Annotated in this window: 16 protein-coding genes and 5 tRNA genes; 12 read left to right on the top strand and 9 right to left on the bottom strand. The window is 25.3% G+C overall.

Features of this window, described 5'->3' with window-relative positions; translation table 11 throughout:
- Window positions 1-11 precede the first annotated feature (11 nt).
- Window positions 12-1,466 (bottom strand): metalloprotease TldD, encoded by a 1,455-nt coding sequence (tldD, locus tag BUMPG002_RS02015; RefSeq protein WP_025369028.1) that lies wholly within the window; start codon window positions 1,464-1,466, stop codon window positions 12-14.
- 129 nt (window positions 1,467-1,595) lie between these two features.
- Here tldD and aroQ point away from each other — a divergent pair, with 129 nt between their 5' ends.
- On the top strand, window positions 1,596-2,039 hold the full coding sequence (gene aroQ / locus BUMPG002_RS02020; RefSeq protein ID WP_025369029.1) for a type II 3-dehydroquinate dehydratase: 444 nt from the start codon (window positions 1,596-1,598) through the stop codon (window positions 2,037-2,039).
- 114 nt (window positions 2,040-2,153) lie between these two features.
- On the opposite strand, the gene fis is transcribed toward aroQ, so the two are convergent.
- Both fis and rluD read right to left on the bottom strand, forming a co-directional pair.
- A complete protein-coding gene (fis, locus tag BUMPG002_RS02025; protein WP_025369030.1) occupies window positions 2,154-2,450 on the bottom strand; it encodes a DNA-binding transcriptional regulator Fis in 297 nt (98 codons plus the stop codon).
- Window positions 2,451-2,576: 126 nt separating this feature from the next.
- Window positions 2,577-3,524 carry a 23S rRNA pseudouridine(1911/1915/1917) synthase RluD gene (gene rluD, locus BUMPG002_RS02030; protein WP_025369031.1) on the bottom strand — a complete coding sequence of 316 codons (948 nt, stop codon included), beginning with the start codon at window positions 3,522-3,524 and terminating at the stop codon, window positions 2,577-2,579.
- 122 nt (window positions 3,525-3,646) lie between these two features.
- Here rluD and BUMPG002_RS02035 point away from each other — a divergent pair, with 122 nt between their 5' ends.
- From BUMPG002_RS02035 to gshA, 6 genes are all read left to right on the top strand, one after another.
- Window positions 3,647-4,402, top strand: a complete 756-nt coding sequence (locus BUMPG002_RS02035; RefSeq protein ID WP_044006140.1) for an outer membrane protein assembly factor BamD — start codon at window positions 3,647-3,649, stop codon at window positions 4,400-4,402.
- Window positions 4,403-4,588: 186 nt separating this feature from the next.
- On the top strand, window positions 4,589-7,234 hold the full coding sequence (gene alaS, locus BUMPG002_RS02040) for an alanine--tRNA ligase (RefSeq protein ID WP_025369033.1): 2,646 nt from the start codon (window positions 4,589-4,591) through the stop codon (window positions 7,232-7,234).
- A 162-nt stretch (window positions 7,235-7,396) separates the two neighbouring features.
- Entirely contained in the window at window positions 7,397-7,582 is a 186-nt protein-coding gene (gene csrA / locus BUMPG002_RS02045; RefSeq protein WP_025369034.1) for a carbon storage regulator CsrA, read from the top strand.
- Window positions 7,583-7,745: 163 nt separating this feature from the next.
- Window positions 7,746-7,838 (top strand) — tRNA-Ser (locus BUMPG002_RS02050).
- A gap of 23 nt (window positions 7,839-7,861) precedes the next feature.
- Window positions 7,862-7,935: transfer RNA gene (locus BUMPG002_RS02055), tRNA-Arg, on the top strand.
- A 110-nt stretch (window positions 7,936-8,045) separates the two neighbouring features.
- A complete protein-coding gene (gene gshA, locus BUMPG002_RS02060; protein ID WP_025369035.1) occupies window positions 8,046-9,605 on the top strand; it encodes a glutamate--cysteine ligase in 1,560 nt (519 codons plus the stop codon).
- Window positions 9,606-9,738: 133 nt separating this feature from the next.
- Here the strand turns inward: gshA and metK are convergent, their stop codons facing one another.
- Complete coding sequence (metK, locus tag BUMPG002_RS02065) at window positions 9,739-10,878, bottom strand: methionine adenosyltransferase (protein ID WP_025369036.1); 1,140 nt, start codon at window positions 10,876-10,878, stop codon at window positions 9,739-9,741.
- 284 nt (window positions 10,879-11,162) lie between these two features.
- On the opposite strand from metK, the gene BUMPG002_RS02070 reads away from it, so the two are divergent.
- Window positions 11,163-11,843 carry an endonuclease gene (locus BUMPG002_RS02070; protein WP_051422833.1) on the top strand — a complete coding sequence of 227 codons (681 nt, stop codon included), beginning with the start codon at window positions 11,163-11,165 and terminating at the stop codon, window positions 11,841-11,843.
- On the top strand, window positions 11,815-12,591 hold the full coding sequence (locus BUMPG002_RS02075) for a 16S rRNA (uracil(1498)-N(3))-methyltransferase (RefSeq protein WP_419119969.1): 777 nt from the start codon (window positions 11,815-11,817) through the stop codon (window positions 12,589-12,591). Before BUMPG002_RS02070 ends, BUMPG002_RS02075 begins: the two co-directional genes overlap by 29 nt.
- Before the next feature lie 44 nt (window positions 12,592-12,635).
- On the opposite strand, the gene BUMPG002_RS02080 is transcribed toward BUMPG002_RS02075, so the two are convergent.
- The 5 genes from BUMPG002_RS02080 to BUMPG002_RS02100 form a co-directional block, all read right to left on the bottom strand.
- Entirely contained in the window at window positions 12,636-13,226 is a 591-nt protein-coding gene (locus BUMPG002_RS02080; RefSeq protein ID WP_025369039.1) for a 5-formyltetrahydrofolate cyclo-ligase, read from the bottom strand.
- Window positions 13,227-13,235: 9 nt separating this feature from the next.
- Window positions 13,236-13,904: a ribose-5-phosphate isomerase RpiA gene (gene rpiA / locus BUMPG002_RS02085; protein ID WP_025369040.1), complete on the bottom strand. Its 669-nt coding sequence runs from the start codon at window positions 13,902-13,904 to the stop codon at window positions 13,236-13,238.
- 185 nt (window positions 13,905-14,089) lie between these two features.
- Window positions 14,090-14,164, bottom strand: a tRNA-Gln gene (locus BUMPG002_RS02090).
- Between the two features lie 25 nt (window positions 14,165-14,189).
- Window positions 14,190-14,271 (bottom strand) — tRNA-Leu (locus BUMPG002_RS02095).
- Window positions 14,272-14,276: 5 nt separating this feature from the next.
- Window positions 14,277-14,353 (bottom strand) — tRNA-Met (locus BUMPG002_RS02100).
- A 134-nt stretch (window positions 14,354-14,487) separates the two neighbouring features.
- Here BUMPG002_RS02100 and glnS point away from each other — a divergent pair.
- From glnS to eno, 3 genes are all read left to right on the top strand, one after another.
- The gene (gene glnS, locus BUMPG002_RS02105; protein ID WP_025369041.1) at window positions 14,488-16,173 is read left to right on the top strand and encodes a glutamine--tRNA ligase; all 1,686 of its coding nucleotides are present in this window, start codon (window positions 14,488-14,490) and stop codon (window positions 16,171-16,173) included.
- 256 nt (window positions 16,174-16,429) lie between these two features.
- A complete protein-coding gene (locus BUMPG002_RS02110) occupies window positions 16,430-18,103 on the top strand; it encodes a CTP synthase (RefSeq protein ID WP_025384591.1) in 1,674 nt (557 codons plus the stop codon).
- A 10-nt stretch (window positions 18,104-18,113) separates the two neighbouring features.
- Complete coding sequence (gene eno, locus BUMPG002_RS02115) at window positions 18,114-19,409, top strand: phosphopyruvate hydratase (RefSeq protein ID WP_025369043.1); 1,296 nt, start codon at window positions 18,114-18,116, stop codon at window positions 19,407-19,409.
- Window positions 19,410-19,464: the final 55 nt, after the last annotated feature.

The raw sequence follows: 19,464 nt of genomic DNA on the forward strand, positions 1-19,464 counted from the left end.
TCTTGTAAAAATTAAACAGTTGTTCCGCCTACAGTTAAACTATCTAATTTTATAGATGGCTGTCCAATTCCCACCGGAATATTTTGACCATCTTTACCACAAAATCCCATTCCTTGATCCATTTTTAAATCATCACCCACCATGGATATTTTTTTCATAACTTCTAAACCAGATCCTATTAATGTTATATTTTTAATTGGTGTAGAAATTTTTCCTTTCTTAATTAAATAGGCCTCAGAAGTAGAAAATACAAAATTTCCAGAAGTAATGTCCACTTGACCTCCAGAAAAATTTATAGCATATATTCCATAGTCAACACTGTTAATTATATCATCTATTTTAGACTTACCAGATAACATATAGGTATTAGTCATTCTAGGAATAGGTAAATATGAGTAAGATTCACGACGTCCATTCCCAGTAGACTGAGTTCCCATCAAACGTGCATTGAGTTTATCTTGCATATATTTTTTTAAGATTCCGTCTTCAATTAAAATATTATACTGACCAGGAGTACCTTCATCATCAATACTTAAGGATCCGCGTTGATCTTTTATGGTTCCGTCATCAATAATAGTACATAATTCAGATGCAACTTTTTTCCCAATCATATTAGTAAATATTGATGTTCCTCTTCTATTAAAATCACCTTCCAAGCCGTGTCCAACCGCTTCATGCAATAAAACACCTGGCCATCCAGGACCTAAAACTACTGGAAAAGTTCCTGAAGGAGCTTCTTTTGAAGATAAGTTTAATAAAGCTATACGGACTGCTTCTCTTGACCAATAATCAATCCTAATCTCTTTTGAAAAATCATCTTTTTTTAGAAAAAAACTATAATCAGTGCGATTTCCTCCACCACTTCGTCCTTTTTCTCTTCTTCCATGATCTTCAACTATTACACTAACAGAGAAATGAACTAAAGGTCTGATATCAGTTGCTAAATCTCCATCAGTAGAAGCTATTAATATTTGTTCATAAGAACCTGTTAAAGTTGCGTTGACTTCTATTACACGATGATCAACACTACGTGCTATATGATCTGCTCTATATAATAAATCACTTTTTTCTCTGTAAGAGAACATTTCTAAAGGATTTTTAAAATTATAAAATGGTTTTATTTTTTTTTCGAGTAATATTTTTGTCTTTACTTTTTCTTTAATAGAAATAAAACTGCCTGCTACGTTGATACTTTTTCTTAGAGAATCTATCGATATTTGATCTGCATATGCGAATCCTGTTGTTTGTCCTTGTATAGCTCTAACACCTACCCCTTGATCTGCATGATAATTACCTTCTTTTATAATTCTATTTTCTAATGACCAAGATTCATGAAGATTAGATTGAAAGTATAGATCTGCATAATCTAACTTACGTGTACATAATTCTTCTAAAGAGACGAAAAGATCTTGATGATTTATTTTATTAGTAGTTAATAAAGCTTCAGTAACTAATTCAAATGTCATTTAAACTCGCTTAATATATAATAATTTTATGGAAATTTATTATAAAAGATAAAATATAAAATAAAAATATTTTTTATAAAAAATGCTATAATTTATTTAAAAAGATAATTGTTTAAAAAGAGATTAAATATGAAAAATATTAAAAATGTATTAGTAATCAATGGACCGAATTTAAATCTTTTAGGAACAAGAGAAACTAAATTTTATGGCAACATTAGTTTAACTCATTTAATCAACGATTTACAAATAAAAGCTAAAAAGCTTAATATGACATTAGATCATGTACAGTCAAATGCAGAACATGTTTTAATTGATACAATTCACAATTCAAAAGATAATGTTCATTATATTATCATTAATCCAGCAGCATTTACACATACTAGCATAGCGATAAGAGATGCTTTGATCGGAGTTAATATTCCTTTTATTGAAGTTCATATTTCAAATATTTATTCTAGAGAAGATTTTCGTTCTCATTCTTGGTTATCAGATATTTCTCAAGGTGTAATTTGTGGACTAGGACTTGATGGTTACTATTGGGCATTAAAAACCATATCAAATAGACTAATCTGATTTCTATAAAAATAAAAGATGATATGAACTAAAAAACTATATTTTATATATTACATAACAAAATTTTTTGCACTCTCTCGATTTTTAAAAAATAGAAAGTGCAATAAAATAAAGTTAGTTCATACCATATTTTTTTAATTTTTTTCGTAATGTACTTCGATTAATCCCCATCATTAAAGCTGCACGTGTCTGATTTCCTCGAGTATGTTGCATAATCATGTCTAATAATGGTTGTTCTAATTCAGATAAAGCTAATGAATATAAATTATCAATATTTTTTCCATTTAAATTTAATAAAAAATGTTTTAAAGATTGTCTAACTGATTCACGTAAAGGTTTCTTTATAATTTTATTTTGAGAACTTATACTAGATACAACAAAAAATTCAGTATTTAAGGTTTCTTCTAACATAGTACTATCAACTCTTTATTATTTTATAATGTCTCTATTTAAAAAAAGAATATATTTTTTAAACTTTTTTATTAAGATAAATAATATGTTTTATTAAAAATAAATACAATAAATAAAACAAATTTGTTATATATTTGTAATATATGTTAGAAGTTCTTTTATATCTTCAGGAAGAGGTACTGACCAAGACATTAAGTTTTTAGTAATAGGATGATGAAAAGAAATATGAGTAGCATGTAATGCCTGACGCGGAAATTGAACTATTTTATTTATATTTTTATTTTTTATATTATCAATCTTCTGGTTCATTCCACCATAAATAGGATCGCCAACTAACGGATGTCTAATATGTAACATGTGTACACGAATCTGATGTGTACGTCCTGTTTCTAATCTTATCGTTATATGCGTATGAAATCTAAAACGATTTATTATTTTATAATGAGTAATAGATTTTTTACCTAAACTATGTACCATCATACATGTTCTTTTAACATTATGACGTATTATGGGAGCATTGATAGTACCACCTGAAATCATATTTCCTTTTACGATGCCTTGATATTTTCGAGTAATCTTTCTTTTTTTCAATAATTTTAACAAATAATTATAAGATATCAAATTTTTTGCAATTACCATTAAGCCACTGGTATCTTTATCTAAACGATGTACAATGCCTGCACGAGGCAAATGCTGAATATTTTGATAACGATATAATAATGCATTTAAAATAGTTCCTTTATGATTCCCCGCACCAGGATGAACGACTAAACCAGCAGGTTTATTAATAATAATTATGTCACAATCTTCGTAAATAATATTTAAAGAAATATTTTCAGCTAAATGAAGAAAAAGTTCTTTCGAATCGGGATAAATACTAATAATTTCTCCTCCGAATATTTTTTTATCAGGCTGATTAATTATATTTTTATCAACAAATACTTTATTTTTAAGAATTAACTGTTTTAAATAAGAACGAGAATATTGCTTGAACAAATGAGTTAATACTTGATCTAATCTTTTTCCTGATAAAGCAATAGAAGATACAATCGTACTTAATTCTATTTTTTTCAATAAAATTATCCTTTTGATAGATAAATAAATATTTTTTTGTTAATCAAACCGAATCCTTAATTAATAGAAAATATGATATTCTATTCATCACCAAACAAAAAATATTCTGAATAAAAAATTTTATGAATTTCAATAAAAAATTCCAAATAAAAAAAAATAATATCATATGCATTTTTTTAATTATATGTTTAAACTTTACAGTATGCTGTAAATCTTCAAATAATGATTTTTTTATAAAGACATATAATGTTTATAAAAAAGCTCAAAAAAAATTAAAAGAAAAAAATTTTAATGATGCAATTTTCATATTAGAAAAATTAAAAAAAAACCATATGACTTATTTTATTCATGACAAAATTCAAATAAATTTAATTTATGCTTATTACAAAAATTGCAATTTCAATACAGCTCAAAAAAATATAGAAGAATTTCTACGTATTTATCCAAATCATCCAAATATGGATTATATTATATATATGCAGTGCTTAATTAAAATGGCTATGGATAAAAATATATTTTTTCAAGAATGGCTTATTAATTATCATAAAAACGATACTTATTATGCTATAAGTGCATTTTTCGAATTAAAAAATTTTATTTATCAATATCCAAAAAGCTTTTATGTTATCAATGCAAAGAAACATTTAATATATTTAAAATATCGTCTTTCAGAACATGATCTTAAAATATTAAAATTTTATTTCTTGCATAAAGAATATGTAGCTGTTGTCAATAGAGGTGAAGAAATGATTCAGAAATATTCTGAAACACCAGCTGCAAGAAAAGCTCTTGTATATATGAAAAAATCTTATATTGCATTAAGAATTTTTCAAACAGCTGAGAAAATATCAAAAATAATCTCATTAAATAAAATCTAAAATATTTAAAACTAAATAAAAATATCTAATTATAATATATAATATGAAAATATTAATTAAGCAAAATATTTTTTAAATTTTTAGGGAATAAAAAAAATTTAATCACTTTTATAAATTTAATCACTTTTATTTTAATAAAATATTATGTTGTTAAAATTTGTATTAATAAAATTAATAAGAATCATTATGAAAAAAAGTACAAATGAAATACGTCAAAAATTTTTAAATTTTTTTGAAAAAAAAAGACATGTAATTATTCCCAGTAGCTCTTTAGTGCCATATAATGATCCTACATTATTGTTTACTAATGCAGGCATGAATCAATTTAAGGATTTTTTTTTAGGACAAAAAAAAAGCAATCATCCTCGTATAGCTACTATACAACGTTGTTTAAGAACTGGAGGAAAACATAATGATTTAGAAAATGTAGGATATACTTCAAAACATCATACATTTTTTGAAATGCTTGGAAACTTTAGTTTTGGTGATTATTTTAAAAAAGAAGCTATCTCATATGCATGGGAATTATTAACATCTCAAAATTGGTTTAATATACCACAAAATAAATTATGGATTACGGTATATGAAAATGATAATGAAACATATGAAATATGGAAAAATATTATTAAAGTACCACCTGAACGAATTATCAGAATTGGTGATAAAAATAACTTAAAATATAATTCTGAAAATTTTTGGCAAATGGGCGATACTGGACCGTGTGGTCCTTGTACTGAAATATTTTATGATTATGGCGCTCAAATTTTAAAAAATTCACTAGAATTTCTAGAAAATAAAAATAATCGTTTTGTCGAAATTTGGAATATTGTTTTTATACAATTTAATCGCATTTCAAAAACAAAAATTATTTCTTTACCAAATAAATGTATAGATACAGGTATGGGATTAGAAAGAATATCTGCTGTTTTACAAGATGTTTATTCTAACTATAATATTGATATATTTCAAAAATTAATAAAAAATATATCTCAATATACTATTATTAAAGATTTAAATAATGTTTCTTTAAAGATTATAGCAGATCATATTCGATCTTGTGCATATATTATTGCAGATAATATTTCTCCATCTAATGAATATCGAGGTTATGTTTTAAGAAGAATTATTAGAAGAGCTTTAAGACATGGTCATAAAATTGGAATTAAAGAAAATTTTTTTTATAAACTTGTTTCTAACTTAATTTCAGTCATGGGAGATGCAGGTGATATTTTAAGACAAAAACAAGAAAAAATAGAAAAAATATTAGAAACAGAAGAAATACAATTTTCTCATACTCTTGATAAAGGCCTTAAAATATTACATTCTGAAATAGAAAAAACACATGATCATATACTTTCAGGAAAAACTGCATTTTATCTTTATGATACTTTTGGATTTCCAATTGATCTAACAGCAGATGTATGTCGTGAAAAAAATATCAAAATTGATTATATCAGTTACGAATCATATAAAAAAAAGCAAAGGGAACAATCTAATATTCGTAAGAAATTTTATAAAAACTATAATGAAGATATTATTGTAAATAATACATGCGTGTTCCAAGGTTATAAACAATACAAAGTAAAATCATTAGTACAATTTATTTTTGTAAAAAACGTTTCAGTTAAAAAAATTATGCCTAATGAGGATGGAATTATTTTTCTTGATACGACATCGTTTTATGCGGAGTCAGGTGGACAAATAAGCGATATAGGTCGACTATATAACGAAGAATCATGCTTCATAGTACAAAATACAAAAAAATATGGAAAAACAGTAGGACATATTGGAAAATTAATCTCAGGGATAATTAAAGTAAATAATTATCTCTATAGTGAAATTGATCGAGATTATAGGCATTCTATTGAACTAAACCATTCGGCAACACATTTATTACATGCTGCATTAAGAAAAATTTTCGGAGAAAATATTAGTCAAAAAGGATCTTTAGTCACTGATACACATCTAAGATTTGATTTTTCTCATCACAAGTCTATAGAAAGAGCTCAAATTCAACAAATTGAATATATTGTTAATATGCAAATTCGTAATAATATTCTAATTAAAATTAAAGAATTAAATTTAGAAGAAGCTAAAAAACAGCAAGCAATTGCTTTATTTGAAAATCAATATCAATCTATAGTTCGAGTAGTTTTTATAAATAATTTTTCTATAGAATTATGTGGCGGAACACATGTAAAAAGAACTGGAGAAATAGGACTATTTAAAATTATTAATCAATCAAGTGTAGCATCAGGAATCAAAAGAATTGAAGCAGTCACTGGGCAAAAAGCAATAGATTATTTACATAAAAAAGATAATTATTTAGAAGATATCTCTCTTTTTTTAAACTGTAATAGTTTTTATATTAAAGAAAAAATAAAAAAATTAACAGTTACAATAACAGATTTAGAAAAAAAAATAAGTATATTACAAGAAAAAGAAAATATATCTCACATAAAACAATTAATTAAAAACATTGATTATGTACAAGATATAAAATTTATTAAAAATATATTTTATAACTATGAACATAAATTAATGAAAAAAATAGTTTATCAATTAAAAAAAGAACTAAAGAATTCGATAATTATATTAATTAATATTAATAATAATCATTTTACAATCGTTATCGGAATCACAAAAAATTTAATTAATGACATCACAGCTATAAAAATCATGAATATAATTATGAAGGAAACAAATGGAAAGGGAGGGGGTAAAAAAGATATTGCTGAAGGAGGTGGTGTTAATACAAAAAAACTTTCTATAGTTTTAAAAAACATTAAGGTATGGATTGATACACAATTAAAAAAAAATAACTATTTATAACTGATATTTTATAGATTAAACTATTTTAATAAAACACATTCATATAAAGTATATATCGTATATATTATTTAAATATTTTCATAGTCTACGTTTAACTCTGTATTATTCATAACGCCAGGAACTGGAAAGGAAAAACTCTTTTAATTTTTCAAGGAGACAAGAATGCTTATTCTAACTCGTCGAGTTGGCGAAACGTTAATAATTGGCGACGAGATCACTGTAACAGTACTAGGAGTTAAAGGTAACCAAGTTCGTATTGGTGTAAATGCCCCTAAATCAGTTTCGGTACATCGTGAAGAAATATATCAACGTATTCAAGCTGAAAAAAAACAACAAAAAAATTGCTAAAAAAACCGCATCTTACTAATTTCAAGTAAGATGTAGTTTTTTAGTATTTTATAAATTTAGTTTATTTAACAAAACAATAAAAATTTTATATAAAATATATTTGACTTATATTAAAAAAAAAGTAGAATAAAACTATAAATAATTTTAAAAAAAAATATATTCAGGTGAGATGGCCGAGAGGTTAAAGGCGCTCCCCTGCTAAGGGAGTATGTAGAAAATATCTGCATCGAGGGTTCGAATCCCTCTCTCACCGCCACTACCTATTTCATTTTTAAAATTGCATCCGTAGCTCAGTTGGATAGAGTACTCGGCTACGAACCGAGCGGTCGGAGGTTCGAATCCTTCCGGATGCAAAATAAAAAAATCCAAAAAATTCTCAATTCAAAAAATATAATACATATATCATAGTACTAAATTTTTTTAAAAGTTATCAAAAAAATATTTAAAAAATTAGGAGATAACATTGATACAAGACATCTCGAAAAAAATTTCTTGGTTAAAAACACACCCCAAAATATTAGAAAGTATTTTTCGAGGAATTGAACGTGAAACTTTAAGAATCAAAAAAAATGGAAATTTTTCACAAAATAAACATCCATTTTCAATTGGATCACCTTTAACCCACCAATGGATCACTACTGATTTTTCCGAAAATTTATTAGAATTTATTACTCCAAAAAGTAATAAAATAGATGATGTATTATCTTTTTTAAAAGATCTACATTGTTTTGTGGCATCTAAAATAAAAAATGAACGTTTATGGCCCTTCAGTATACCATACTGTTATGACATCCAAACAAATATTCAAATTGCTGAATATGGCTCTTCTAATATGGGAAAAATAAAAAACATTTATCGAAGAGGCTTAAAAAATCGTTATGGTGATCTGATAAACACTGTTTCAGGAGTACATTATAATTTTTCATTACCCATAAAATTCTGGGAGAATTATAGAAAAACAAACGGAAAAAATAATAATGTAGATTATGTTTCTGCAGGTTATTTAAATTTAATTCGAAATTATTATAGATTTGGATGGATTATTCCATATTTATTTGGAGCATCACCAGCTGTTTCATCGTTTTTTTTAAAAAATAAAAATCAAAAATACGAGTTTAAAAAAAATCAAGAAAATATATTTTATTTGCCATGGGCAACTTCATTAAGATTAAGTAATATTAGATCTACTAATCAAAAAATTATAGATTTGAATATTATGTTTAATGATTTAGAATCATATCTTCAATCACTCAAAAATGCTATAGAAAAACCATCAGAAGAATTTATAAATATAGGATTAAAAGATAAAAAAGGTAATTTTAAACAATTAAATACTAATATTTTACAAATGGAAAATGAACTTTACACACAAATAAGACCTAAAAGAAATAAAAAATATGGTGAAACACTTATAGATGCTCTGAAAAACAGAGGTATAGAATATGTTGAAATACGTTCTTTAGATATTAATCCATTTTCATCCGTAGGTATCAGTAAAAATCAAATATTACTATTAGATTTATTTTTAATCTGGTGTGCTCTAATCGATGCACCTAAAATGAATAAAACAAATTTTTTATTAAGTACTGAAAATTGGGAAAAAATAATTTTTGAAGGAAGAAAACCTAATCAAACTATTTATATTAATAACAACTATGAGAAAAAAACATTAGTTGAAATAAGTGAAATAATATTTAAAGACTTAAATAAAATTGCATTAATATTAGATAATATTAATAATAATTCATTATATCAAAAAGTATGTCAAAAAATAATATTGTTTTTTAAAAAACCAGAATTGACTTATTCTGCTCAATTTTTAAAATATTTCATACCAAAAGATATTAAAAAAAGCGGATTATATTTAGCTAATAAATATCATAAAAAATTTATTAATAGATTATACTCAAATACTCATAAAAAAATTTTAGAAGAAGAAGTTCTTATTTCACACGAAAAACAAAAAAAAATAGAAAAAGAAGATATATTATCTTTTGAAGATTATATGAATAATAAAAAATAAAAAGTTTTCCCATGCTAGTTAACATGGGACATATAATAATACCAGTATATTTGTCCCTTTTCATACTCTTAATAATTTTATAAAAAGTATTTTTTAATATTTTAATTTTAATGTACAAAAAATATAAGAAAATTTATGCAGATAATTCATCTATCTTATCTATTCGCTCCCATGGAAACTCTTCTCTACCAAAATGGCCATAAACTGCGGTATTTAAATAAATAGGTCGAAGAAGATTGAGCATTTTAATTATTCCATATGGTCGCAAATCAAAAATATGACGTATTAAAGACACTAAAGAAGTATTACTTATTTTTCCAGTTTGAAAAGTATCAACCATAATAGAAGTTGGTTCCGCTATTCCAATGGCATAAGAAAGTTGAATTTCACAACGATCAGCTAAACCTGCAGCTACAATATTTTTAGCTACGTATCTTGCTGCATATGCTGCAGAACGATCTACTTTTGAAGGATCTTTACCAGAAAAAGCACCTCCCCCATGCCTAGACATACCACCATACGTATCTACTATAATTTTACGACCAGTTAAACCACAGTCTCCCATTGGTCCTCCTATAACAAATCTACCTGTTGGATTAATAAAAAATTTTGTATGTTTGTTTAACCATTTTTTAGGCAATACTGGTTTTATAATCTTTTCCATAATTGCTTCTTTTAAAATACTTTGAGTAATATTTTTTTGATGTTGTGTTGAAAAAACTACGGTATCTATTCCAATTATCTTTCCATTTTTATATTGAAAAGTAACTTGACTTTTAGCATCAGGTCTGAGCCAAGATAAAATATTATTTTTCCTTAGTTCAGATTGTTTTTTCATTAAAAGATGAGCATAAGTAATAGGTGCTGGCATTAATACTTCTGTTTCATTAGTTGCATAACCAAATATAATTCCTTGATCTCCAGCTCCTTGTTCTAAAGGATCTTCATGATCTATACCTTGATTAATATCTGGTGATTGTTTACCAATTGCACTTAAAACTGCACAAGAATTAGCATCAAATCCAGCATCAGAATTGATATAACCAATATTATTAATAGTATTTCGAGTAATTTCTTCAACATCAACCCATGCAGTTGTTGTAATTTCTCCTCCGATTAAAACCATTCCTGTTTTAACATAAGTCTCACAAGCAACGCGTGCTTTAACATCTTGTTTTAATATTTCATCAAGTAAAGCATCTGAAATTTGATCAGCAATTTTATCTGGATGTCCTTCTGAAACTGATTCAGATGTAAAAAGATATTGAGTCATTTTTTTTCCTTATTATGATCAATGTTATTATTAATATTTTAAAATAAAATTAAAAGGTTTTAACATATAAGATGTTAATATAAGATATATTAAAATATTATTTAATTACAATAATATTAAAAAAATAATCAGAAAAATATAATTTATAACTCATAACTTTTCTGATTAATATTAAAAAATAACAGATATATTATTCATATAAAATAAAATATATCATATAAAAAAATTTTTTTTAAAATAGATAAAATAAAAATGATAAAAAAAATATTAATCATAATTAGCGTATTTTTTTTTTATTCTCACATAAAAAAAATAATTTTAAAAAAAATACTGTACAAAATTTCTATCAAGTAAAACTTAAAGCTATTAAAATCCACAAAAATGTCCCAGGTTCTTTTTATTGTGGCTGTAAAATTAATTGGACACAAAAAAAAGGTATTCCTAATTTACTATCTTGTGGATATAAAATCCGAAAAAATAAAATACGTGCAACACGAATTGAATGGGAACATGTTGTACCAGCATGGCAATTTGGACATCAAAAAAAATGTTGGAAAAAAGGAGGACGCAAAGCATGTATAAAAATAGATCAAAAATATAAATATATTCAATCTGATCTTCATAATTTACAACCTGCTATTGGAGAAATTAATGGAGATCGATCTAATTTTATGTATAGTCAATTGAACATTAAAAGTTCCCAATATGGAAAATGTAGTATGAAAATAGATTTTAAAAAAAAATTAGTAGAGCCTCCTGAAAGAGCTCGAGGCACGATAGCTCGAACTTATTTTTATATGAGTGAACAATATAAAATTGTTCTATCTCCAAAACAAAAAATGCTATTTCGTCTATGGGATAAAAAATTTCCTGTTACAAAGTGGGAATGTGAAAGAGAAAAATTAATCTTTCAAATACAAAAAAATCACAATAATTATATTTTTAAGAACTGTAAAAGAAAATAAAAATATGAAAAAAAATATTCCACGTCTTTATATTAAAGAAAATTTAAAAATCAAACAAATTTTTTATTTATCAAGATATGATACATATTATATTCAAAAAGTTTTAAGAATGAAAGTTGAAGATGTTTTAGAAATATTTAATAATACTAATTATATTTTTTTTTCTAAAATAATATATCTATCTGATAAAATTATTAAAATAAAAATTTTTGACTGTAAATTTAAAAATAATGAATCTCCACTTCACATTCATTTAGGACAAGTGATTTCTAGTAATGAAAAAATGGATTTTACTATTCAAAAATCAGTTGAAATGGGAGTCAATATTATTACACCATTGATTTCTGAATATTGTAATGTTAAAAAAAAAGGTATTGATTTTTCAAAAAAAATAAAACGTTGGGAAAAAATAGTTGTTGCTTCATGTCAACAATGTCGTCGTAATATTATTCCAATAATTCAATACCCACAAGATATTTTTTCTTGGTGTCAAAATAATACAAAAAATAGCACAAAAATTATTTTTCATACAGAATCCAAATCAACAATTAATCACTTACCACAATATACAAATAATGTTCATATGATCGTTGGTTCTGAAGGAGGATTTTCAAATAATGAAATTTTTAAAATAACTGAATATGGTTTTTTTTCAATAAAACTAGGACCTAGAATCTTAAGAACAGAAACAGCTACTGTTGTAGCGATTACTGCATTACAAATAAAATTTGGTGATTTTTTAATTTAAAAAAAATTTTAGAAATTTTTTTAAAATTTTATAAAAAAAGTAATTTAAAAAATCCATTTTTTATTCGGTGTTAAAATAATAGGTAATGAAATATCCCAATGTTGCTGGGGTATATTATTAACTAATTGAAAATCATATGAAAAACCTATTGGGAAAAATTTTTCTTTCTTCCAATCTTTTAAACAAACATCATAAAAACCTCCACCCATACCTAATCTTGAACCCTGTTTATCAAAAGCTACTAACGGTACTATTACTACATCTAAATTAGAAATTGAAATAATATCTTTAGCACTAAAAAAAGGCTCAAATATATTATATTGATTGCGATATAATATAGAATAAGAGGAAAAACGGACAAATGATAATTTTTTATTTTTAATAGAATTTATTACAGGAAGGAAGACCTTTTTTTTATTTAACCATAATTTTTTAATAAAAGGATATGTATTAATTTCTCCATCAAAAGGTAAAAAAACAGCAATATTTTTAGCGTTATAAATAAAACTACAATTGCATGCAACTTTAGAAATTTTTATAGATTCATTATATTTCTGTGTAATTGTGAGAGATTGACGCATAAAGCGCATGTATTTACGAATATTTTTGCGATTTTTTAAAAATTTTGTTAACATATGTTTATATTAAAAGTTATTTTTTTTAATAGTTTTTATTCCTTTAGGTGTACCAACTAAAAGAATATCAGCACTTCTTTCAGCAAACAAACCAACTGTGACAACACCAGGTAGAGAATTAATTTTTTTTTCCATTAATAAAGGATCTTCTATACATAAATCATATACATCTATAATAATGTTTCCATTATCTGTAATAACATTTTTTCGATATTTTGGTTTCCCTCCAATCTTTATTATTTCTTGTGAAATATAAGAAATAGCCATTGGAATAATTTCAATTGGTAATGGAAAATTTCCTAAAATATCTACTTTTTTTGATTTATCAATTATACAAATAAAATTCTTTGCCATGGCAGCAATAATTTTTTCTCTAGTTAAGGCAGCTCCTCCACCTTTAATCATTTGCATACGATTATTTATTTCATCAGCACTATCAAAATAATTGGTTATAGAACTAAAATTTTTTAAATTAAATACTCGTATACCTTGTTTTTTTAATAATAAAGTAGAATGATTAGAACTAGATACTGTACCATATATTAAATTTTTTATTGTACTTAAAGCTTCAATAAAATAAAAAATTGTAGTTCCGGTTCCCACACCAACAATAGAACCAGGAGGAATATAATCTAATGCAGCCCATGCTGCTTGTTTTTTTAATTGGTTTAAAGTCATAATATAAAAAACGTATTTTTATTTTTAAATTAAGAATTTTTTAAATAGAAAAAATAATAGATTTTTGATCTTATTCAGTAGTAAATTTAATATAATATGAAATTAGCATCTTTAAATAAATTTATATTCTTTATTGAGGGAATATTATTTATATTTAAGCAGTGAAGAAAAAATAGTTTTTAGAGTGGCTGGGGTACCTGGATTCGAACCAGGGATGCCGGTATCAAAAACCGGTGCCTTAACCACTTGGCTATACCCCATATAATTGTAATATTTTTATAATATTACGGGAGGCGAGACTTGAACTCGCATACCTTTCGGCGCCAGAACCTAAATCTGGTGCGTCTACCAATTTCGCCACTCCCGCTAAAGTGGTAGCTACGACGGGAATCGAACCCATGACCCCAGCGTTATGAGTGCTGTGCTCTAACCGACTGAGCTACGTAGCCTATAAAAAATTAACTATTTATTAATAATATTTTATAATATATCAATTAAATAATCAATAAAATTATTTTAAATAAAAAATAGATTTTATAAATTTTAAAAAAATAATGAGTAAATTAAAAAAAAAGAGAAAAAAATGAATAATCAAGTAAAAAAATATAATAATTTTATTAGTCAAATTATAGATGAAGATTTTATGGAAAACAAAAATTTGTCTTTTTATACTCGATTCCCACCTGAGCCAAATGGATATCTTCATATTGGTCATGCTAAATCAATATGTTTAAATTTTGAATTAGCAAATCTTTATAAAGGAAAATGCAATCTTAGATTTGATGATACTAATCCAATAAAAGAAAACATAAAATATATTAATGCAATTCAATATGATATTAATTGGCTTGGATACAAATGGCATAATCATGTTTATTATTCTTCTCAATATTTTCCTGTACTATATAAATATGCAAAAGAATTAATTAAAAAAGGTCTTGCTTATGTAGATGAATTAACAAAAGAACAAATACGTGAATATAGAGGTACTTTAAACACTCCAGGAAAAAATAGCCCATATAGAAATAGAACAATTCAAGAAAACTTAGAACTATTTCAACAAATGAAAAACGGAAATTTTTCTGAAGGGAAAGCATGTTTGCGAGCTAAAATTAATATGCGTTCTTCTTTTATTATTATGCGTGATCCTGTTTTATATAGAATTATTTTTTCTGAACATCATCAAACGAAAAAAAAATGGTGTATATATCCAATGTATGATTTTGCTCATTGCTTATCTGATTCTATTGAAGGAATTACGCATTCATTATGCACACTAGAATTTCAAGATAATAAATGTTTATATAACTGGATTTTGCAAAACACAAACGTGACTCACTTTCCCAAACAATATGAGTTTTCTAGACTAAATTTAGAGTTTTCAGTCTTATCTAAAAGAAAAATAAAAACATTAATTGATAAAAATATAATAAAAGGATGGAATGATCCTCGTATATCTACACTATCTGGTCTAAGAAGAAAAGGATATACACCATATTCTATTAAAAAGTTCTGTGAAAAAATTGGTGTAACTAAACAAAATACTTTAATAGAGTTTTCTATGCTAGAACATTGTATTAGAAAAGAACTAAATAAAACAGCTATACGAACTATGGCTGTACTAGATCCAATAAAAATTTTTTTATATAATTTAGACGAGAAACATGAAGAAAAATTTATAGTTCCTAATCATCCTAATAACCCAGAATTAGGAAGTCATGAAATTCTTTTTACTAATGTAATATATATTGAACGCACAGATTTCAAAGAAAAATACGATAACAAATACAAAAGATTAAAAATTGGAGAAGAAATACGTTTAAGATACGCATATATAATAAAAGCAGAAAAAATAGAAAAAGATGAATATGATAATATTATTAATATAATATGTTATTGTAATATGCAAACTTTGGGTAAAAAACCAAAAAATAAAAAAAATCCCTCAGTAATACACTGGATTTCAATAAAAAATGCATTTCCAGCAGAATTTAGATTATATAATCAATTGTTTAATATAAAAAACCCAGAACAAGAAAAAAATTTTTTATCTTATATAAATCCGAATTCATTAATAATAAAAAAAGGATTTATTGAAAAAATAATATGGAAACAAATACAAGAAGAAATGAACATAAACAACAAAAAAATATTTTTTCAATTTGAAAGAATAGGTTATTTTTCTTTAGATTATATAGATTCTAAAAAAGATCAATTAGTATTTAATCGTACTGTTAATTTACGTGATTCATGGGCATGTAAAAAATAAATTAAAATAAAAAACATTACTAATAATTAGTATCAGTATATAATCTTAAGATTATATTTTATAAAAAAATATATAAATTTATATAGATATAAATTTCTGATAAAAATAATTTAAATTAATTTATTTTAGTATTTTTAAAAAATACATTATCTTTAATAAGTTAAAAATTTTTTATTAATATACATATTAAAATATAAATAATAAAATTTTTAAAATTAAACACTTATTCATCTTAACTTATATTTTTATATTTAGCATGACGAAAAATTATATTTTTATTACTGGTGGAGTAGTCTCATCTTTAGGAAAAGGCATTGCAGCAGCATCGTTAGGTGCCATATTAAAAGCACGTAATTTGCAAGTGACAATAATAAAATTAGATCCATATATTAATGTAGATCCTGGAACAATGAGTCCAATTCAACATGGAGAAGTTTTTGTTACTGAAGACGGTGCTGAAACAGACTTAGATTTAGGACACTATGAACGTTTTATGCATACTAAAATGACATATTTAAACAATTTTACTACAGGAAGTATTTATGCTCAAGTTTTAAAAAAAGAAAGAAGAGGTGATTATTTAGGTGCAACAATACAAGTTATACCTCATATTACTAATGCTATTAAAGAAAGAATTATTTTATGTTCTCAAAAAAGTAATATTATTTTAGTAGAAATAGGTGGCACTGTAGGAGATATTGAATCCCTACCATTTTTAGAAGCAATACGTCAAATGGCAGTTGATATTGGACGTAAAAACGTTATTTATATACATCTCACACTAGTACCTTATATTTCTACTGCAGGTGAAATAAAAACAAAACCAACTCAACATTCAGTAAAACAGCTACTTTCTATAGGGATACAACCAGATATTTTAATTTGTCGATCCGAACGTACTGTTCCTTTAAATGAAAGAAAAAAAATTGCGTTATTTTGTAATGTACCAGTCAATGCTGTAATTTCTTTGAGAGATGTTGATTCAATATACAAAATTCCCAAACTACTGAAAAATCAAAAACTAGATAATTATATATGCAAATATTTTAAATTAAAAGTTCCTGAAGCTAACTTAAAAGAATGGGAACAGGTAATTTCTGCTGAAAAAAAATCTCATAAAACAATTATGATTGGGATTATTGGTAAATATATTACATTACCTGATGCATATAAATCTGTAATAGAAGCACTTAAACATGCAGGTTTAAAAAATAAAATTAAAGTAAACATTCAATTAATTAATTCTCAGAATATAGAAAATAAAAATATTCAACAACTGAAAAATCTGAATGGCATCTTAATACCAGGTGGTTTTGGCGATCGAGGCATTATCGGTAAATTATTATCTATACAATATGCACGAGAAAATAAAATTCCATATTTTGGTATTTGTTTAGGAATGCAAATAGCTATTATAGAATTTGCACAAAATGTAGCAGGAATAAAAGAAGCTAATTCAACAGAATTTGATCCTCAATGCAAATACCCAATTATAGATTTAATAAAAAATTCGAGTATACATAAAGAAAAAAATAGCACAGGAAAGAGTAATAATATTAATTTAGGTGGTACTATGAAATTAGGTAGTCAACCTTGTAGATTAAGTCTAAATAGTTTATCTAGAAAGCTATATAACAAAGAGATTATTATAGAAAGACATAGACATCGATATGAAGTCAATAATATTTTATTAAAAAAAATAGAAATAGCAGGATTAGAAGTAACTGGACGTTCTCAAGAGAGTAACGTTGCAGAAATTATTGAAATATCTGATCATCCATGGTTTTTAGCATGTCAATTTCATCCAGAATTCACTTCTACACCACGTGATGGACATCCATTATTCATAGATTTTATAAAATCAGCAGGAAAATATAAAAAAAATAATACAAAAAAAACATTTTTTATTAAAAAAACTCTTAAGATTTAATGAGGTAAACATGTCTAAAATTATTAAAGTCATAGGTCGTGAAATTATAGATTCTCGAGGTAACCCTACTGTAGAATCTGAAGTACATTTAGAAGGAGGTTTTGTTGGACTAGCTTCCTCTCCTTCTGGAGCGTCTACAGGTTCTTTAGAAGCATTAGAATTACGAGATCAAGACAAAAATAGATTCATGGGTAAAGGGGTAAAAAAAGCAGTTTTATTAATTAATGAAAATATATCAAACGCTTTAAAAAATAAAAATGCTAAAAACCAAAAAAAAATTGATTCTATCATGATCGATTTAGATGGCACAAAAAATAAGTCTAAATTAGGTGCTAATGCTATTTTATCTGTTTCTTTAGCTGTCGCAAAAGCAGCTGCTTTATCTAAAGGAATGCCTTTATATGAACATATTTCAGAAATAAACAATACAGCAGGTCTTTTTTCTATGCCACTTCCCATGATTAACATTATTAACGGTGGTAAACATGCAAATAATAATATTGATATTCAAGAATTCATGATTCAACCAGTAAGTGCTAAAACAATCAAGGAAGCTATACGTATAGGATCTGAAGTATTTCATTCGTTAGGTAAATTACTAAAAGAAAAAGGAATGAGTACCACTGTAGGTGATGAAGGAGGATATGCACCAAATTTAAAATCTAATGAAGAAGCTTTAAATTTGATTCAAGATGCTATACATAAAACAAAATATAAATTAGGTCAAGATATACTACTAGCAATAGATTGTGCTGCATCTGAACTGTATAATAAAGATGAGAAAAAATATTACTTAGAAGGAGAACAAAAAAAATTTTCTTCAAAAGAATTCACTCATTATTTAGAAAATTTATGTAATAAATATCCTATTGTATCTATTGAAGACGGACAAAATGAATCTGATTGGGAAGGATATCTATATCAAACAAATATACTAGGTAACAAAATTCAATTAGTAGGAGATGATTTATTCGTAACTAATACCAATATTTTAAAAAAAGGAATAGAAAAAGGTATTGCTAATTCTATATTGATCAAATTAAACCAAATTGGTACATTAACCGAGACTCTTGAAGCCATAAAAATGGCAAAAGAAGCTAATTATAGTGTTATAATATCTCATCGATCAGGTGAAACAGAAGACGCATCTATAGCAGATTTATCTGTAGGAACATCAGCCGGACAAATTAAAACTGGCTCTATGAGCCGTTCAGATAGAACTGCGAAATATAATCAATTGATCAGAATAGAAGAAATATTAGGAGAAAAAAACGCACCTTTTCAAAGATTAAAAATAATTAAATAAATTTTTAAAATTTATAAAATATAAAAAAAAGAATCAGGTATGTTATATATGCCTG

The sequence above is a fragment of the Buchnera aphidicola str. G002 (Myzus persicae) genome (genome assembly GCF_000521565.1).
Taxonomy (GTDB): Bacteria; Pseudomonadota; Gammaproteobacteria; order Enterobacterales; family Enterobacteriaceae; genus Buchnera; species Buchnera aphidicola_C.

Excerpts from the sequence above, each read along its gene's own strand:
- tldD (WP_025369028.1), bottom strand. The coding sequence starts at position 1,466 with ATGACATTTGAATTAGTTACTGAAGCTTTATTAACTACTAATAAAATA.
- aroQ (WP_025369029.1), top strand. The coding sequence starts at position 1,596 with ATGAAAAATATTAAAAATGTATTAGTAATCAATGGACCGAATTTAAAT.
- fis (WP_025369030.1), bottom strand. The coding sequence starts at position 2,450 with ATGTTAGAAGAAACCTTAAATACTGAATTTTTTGTTGTATCTAGTATA.
- BUMPG002_RS02035 (WP_044006140.1), top strand. The coding sequence starts at position 3,647 with ATGAATTTCAATAAAAAATTCCAAATAAAAAAAAATAATATCATATGC.
- alaS (WP_025369033.1), top strand. The coding sequence starts at position 4,589 with ATGAAAAAAAGTACAAATGAAATACGTCAAAAATTTTTAAATTTTTTT.
- csrA (WP_025369034.1), top strand. The coding sequence starts at position 7,397 with ATGCTTATTCTAACTCGTCGAGTTGGCGAAACGTTAATAATTGGCGAC.
- metK (WP_025369036.1), bottom strand. The coding sequence starts at position 10,878 with ATGACTCAATATCTTTTTACATCTGAATCAGTTTCAGAAGGACATCCA.
- BUMPG002_RS02080 (WP_025369039.1), bottom strand. The coding sequence starts at position 13,226 with ATGTTAACAAAATTTTTAAAAAATCGCAAAAATATTCGTAAATACATG.
- rpiA (WP_025369040.1), bottom strand. The coding sequence starts at position 13,904 with ATGACTTTAAACCAATTAAAAAAACAAGCAGCATGGGCTGCATTAGAT.
- glnS (WP_025369041.1), top strand. The coding sequence starts at position 14,488 with ATGAATAATCAAGTAAAAAAATATAATAATTTTATTAGTCAAATTATA.
- BUMPG002_RS02110 (WP_025384591.1), top strand. The coding sequence starts at position 16,430 with ATGACGAAAAATTATATTTTTATTACTGGTGGAGTAGTCTCATCTTTA.
- eno (WP_025369043.1), top strand. The coding sequence starts at position 18,114 with ATGTCTAAAATTATTAAAGTCATAGGTCGTGAAATTATAGATTCTCGA.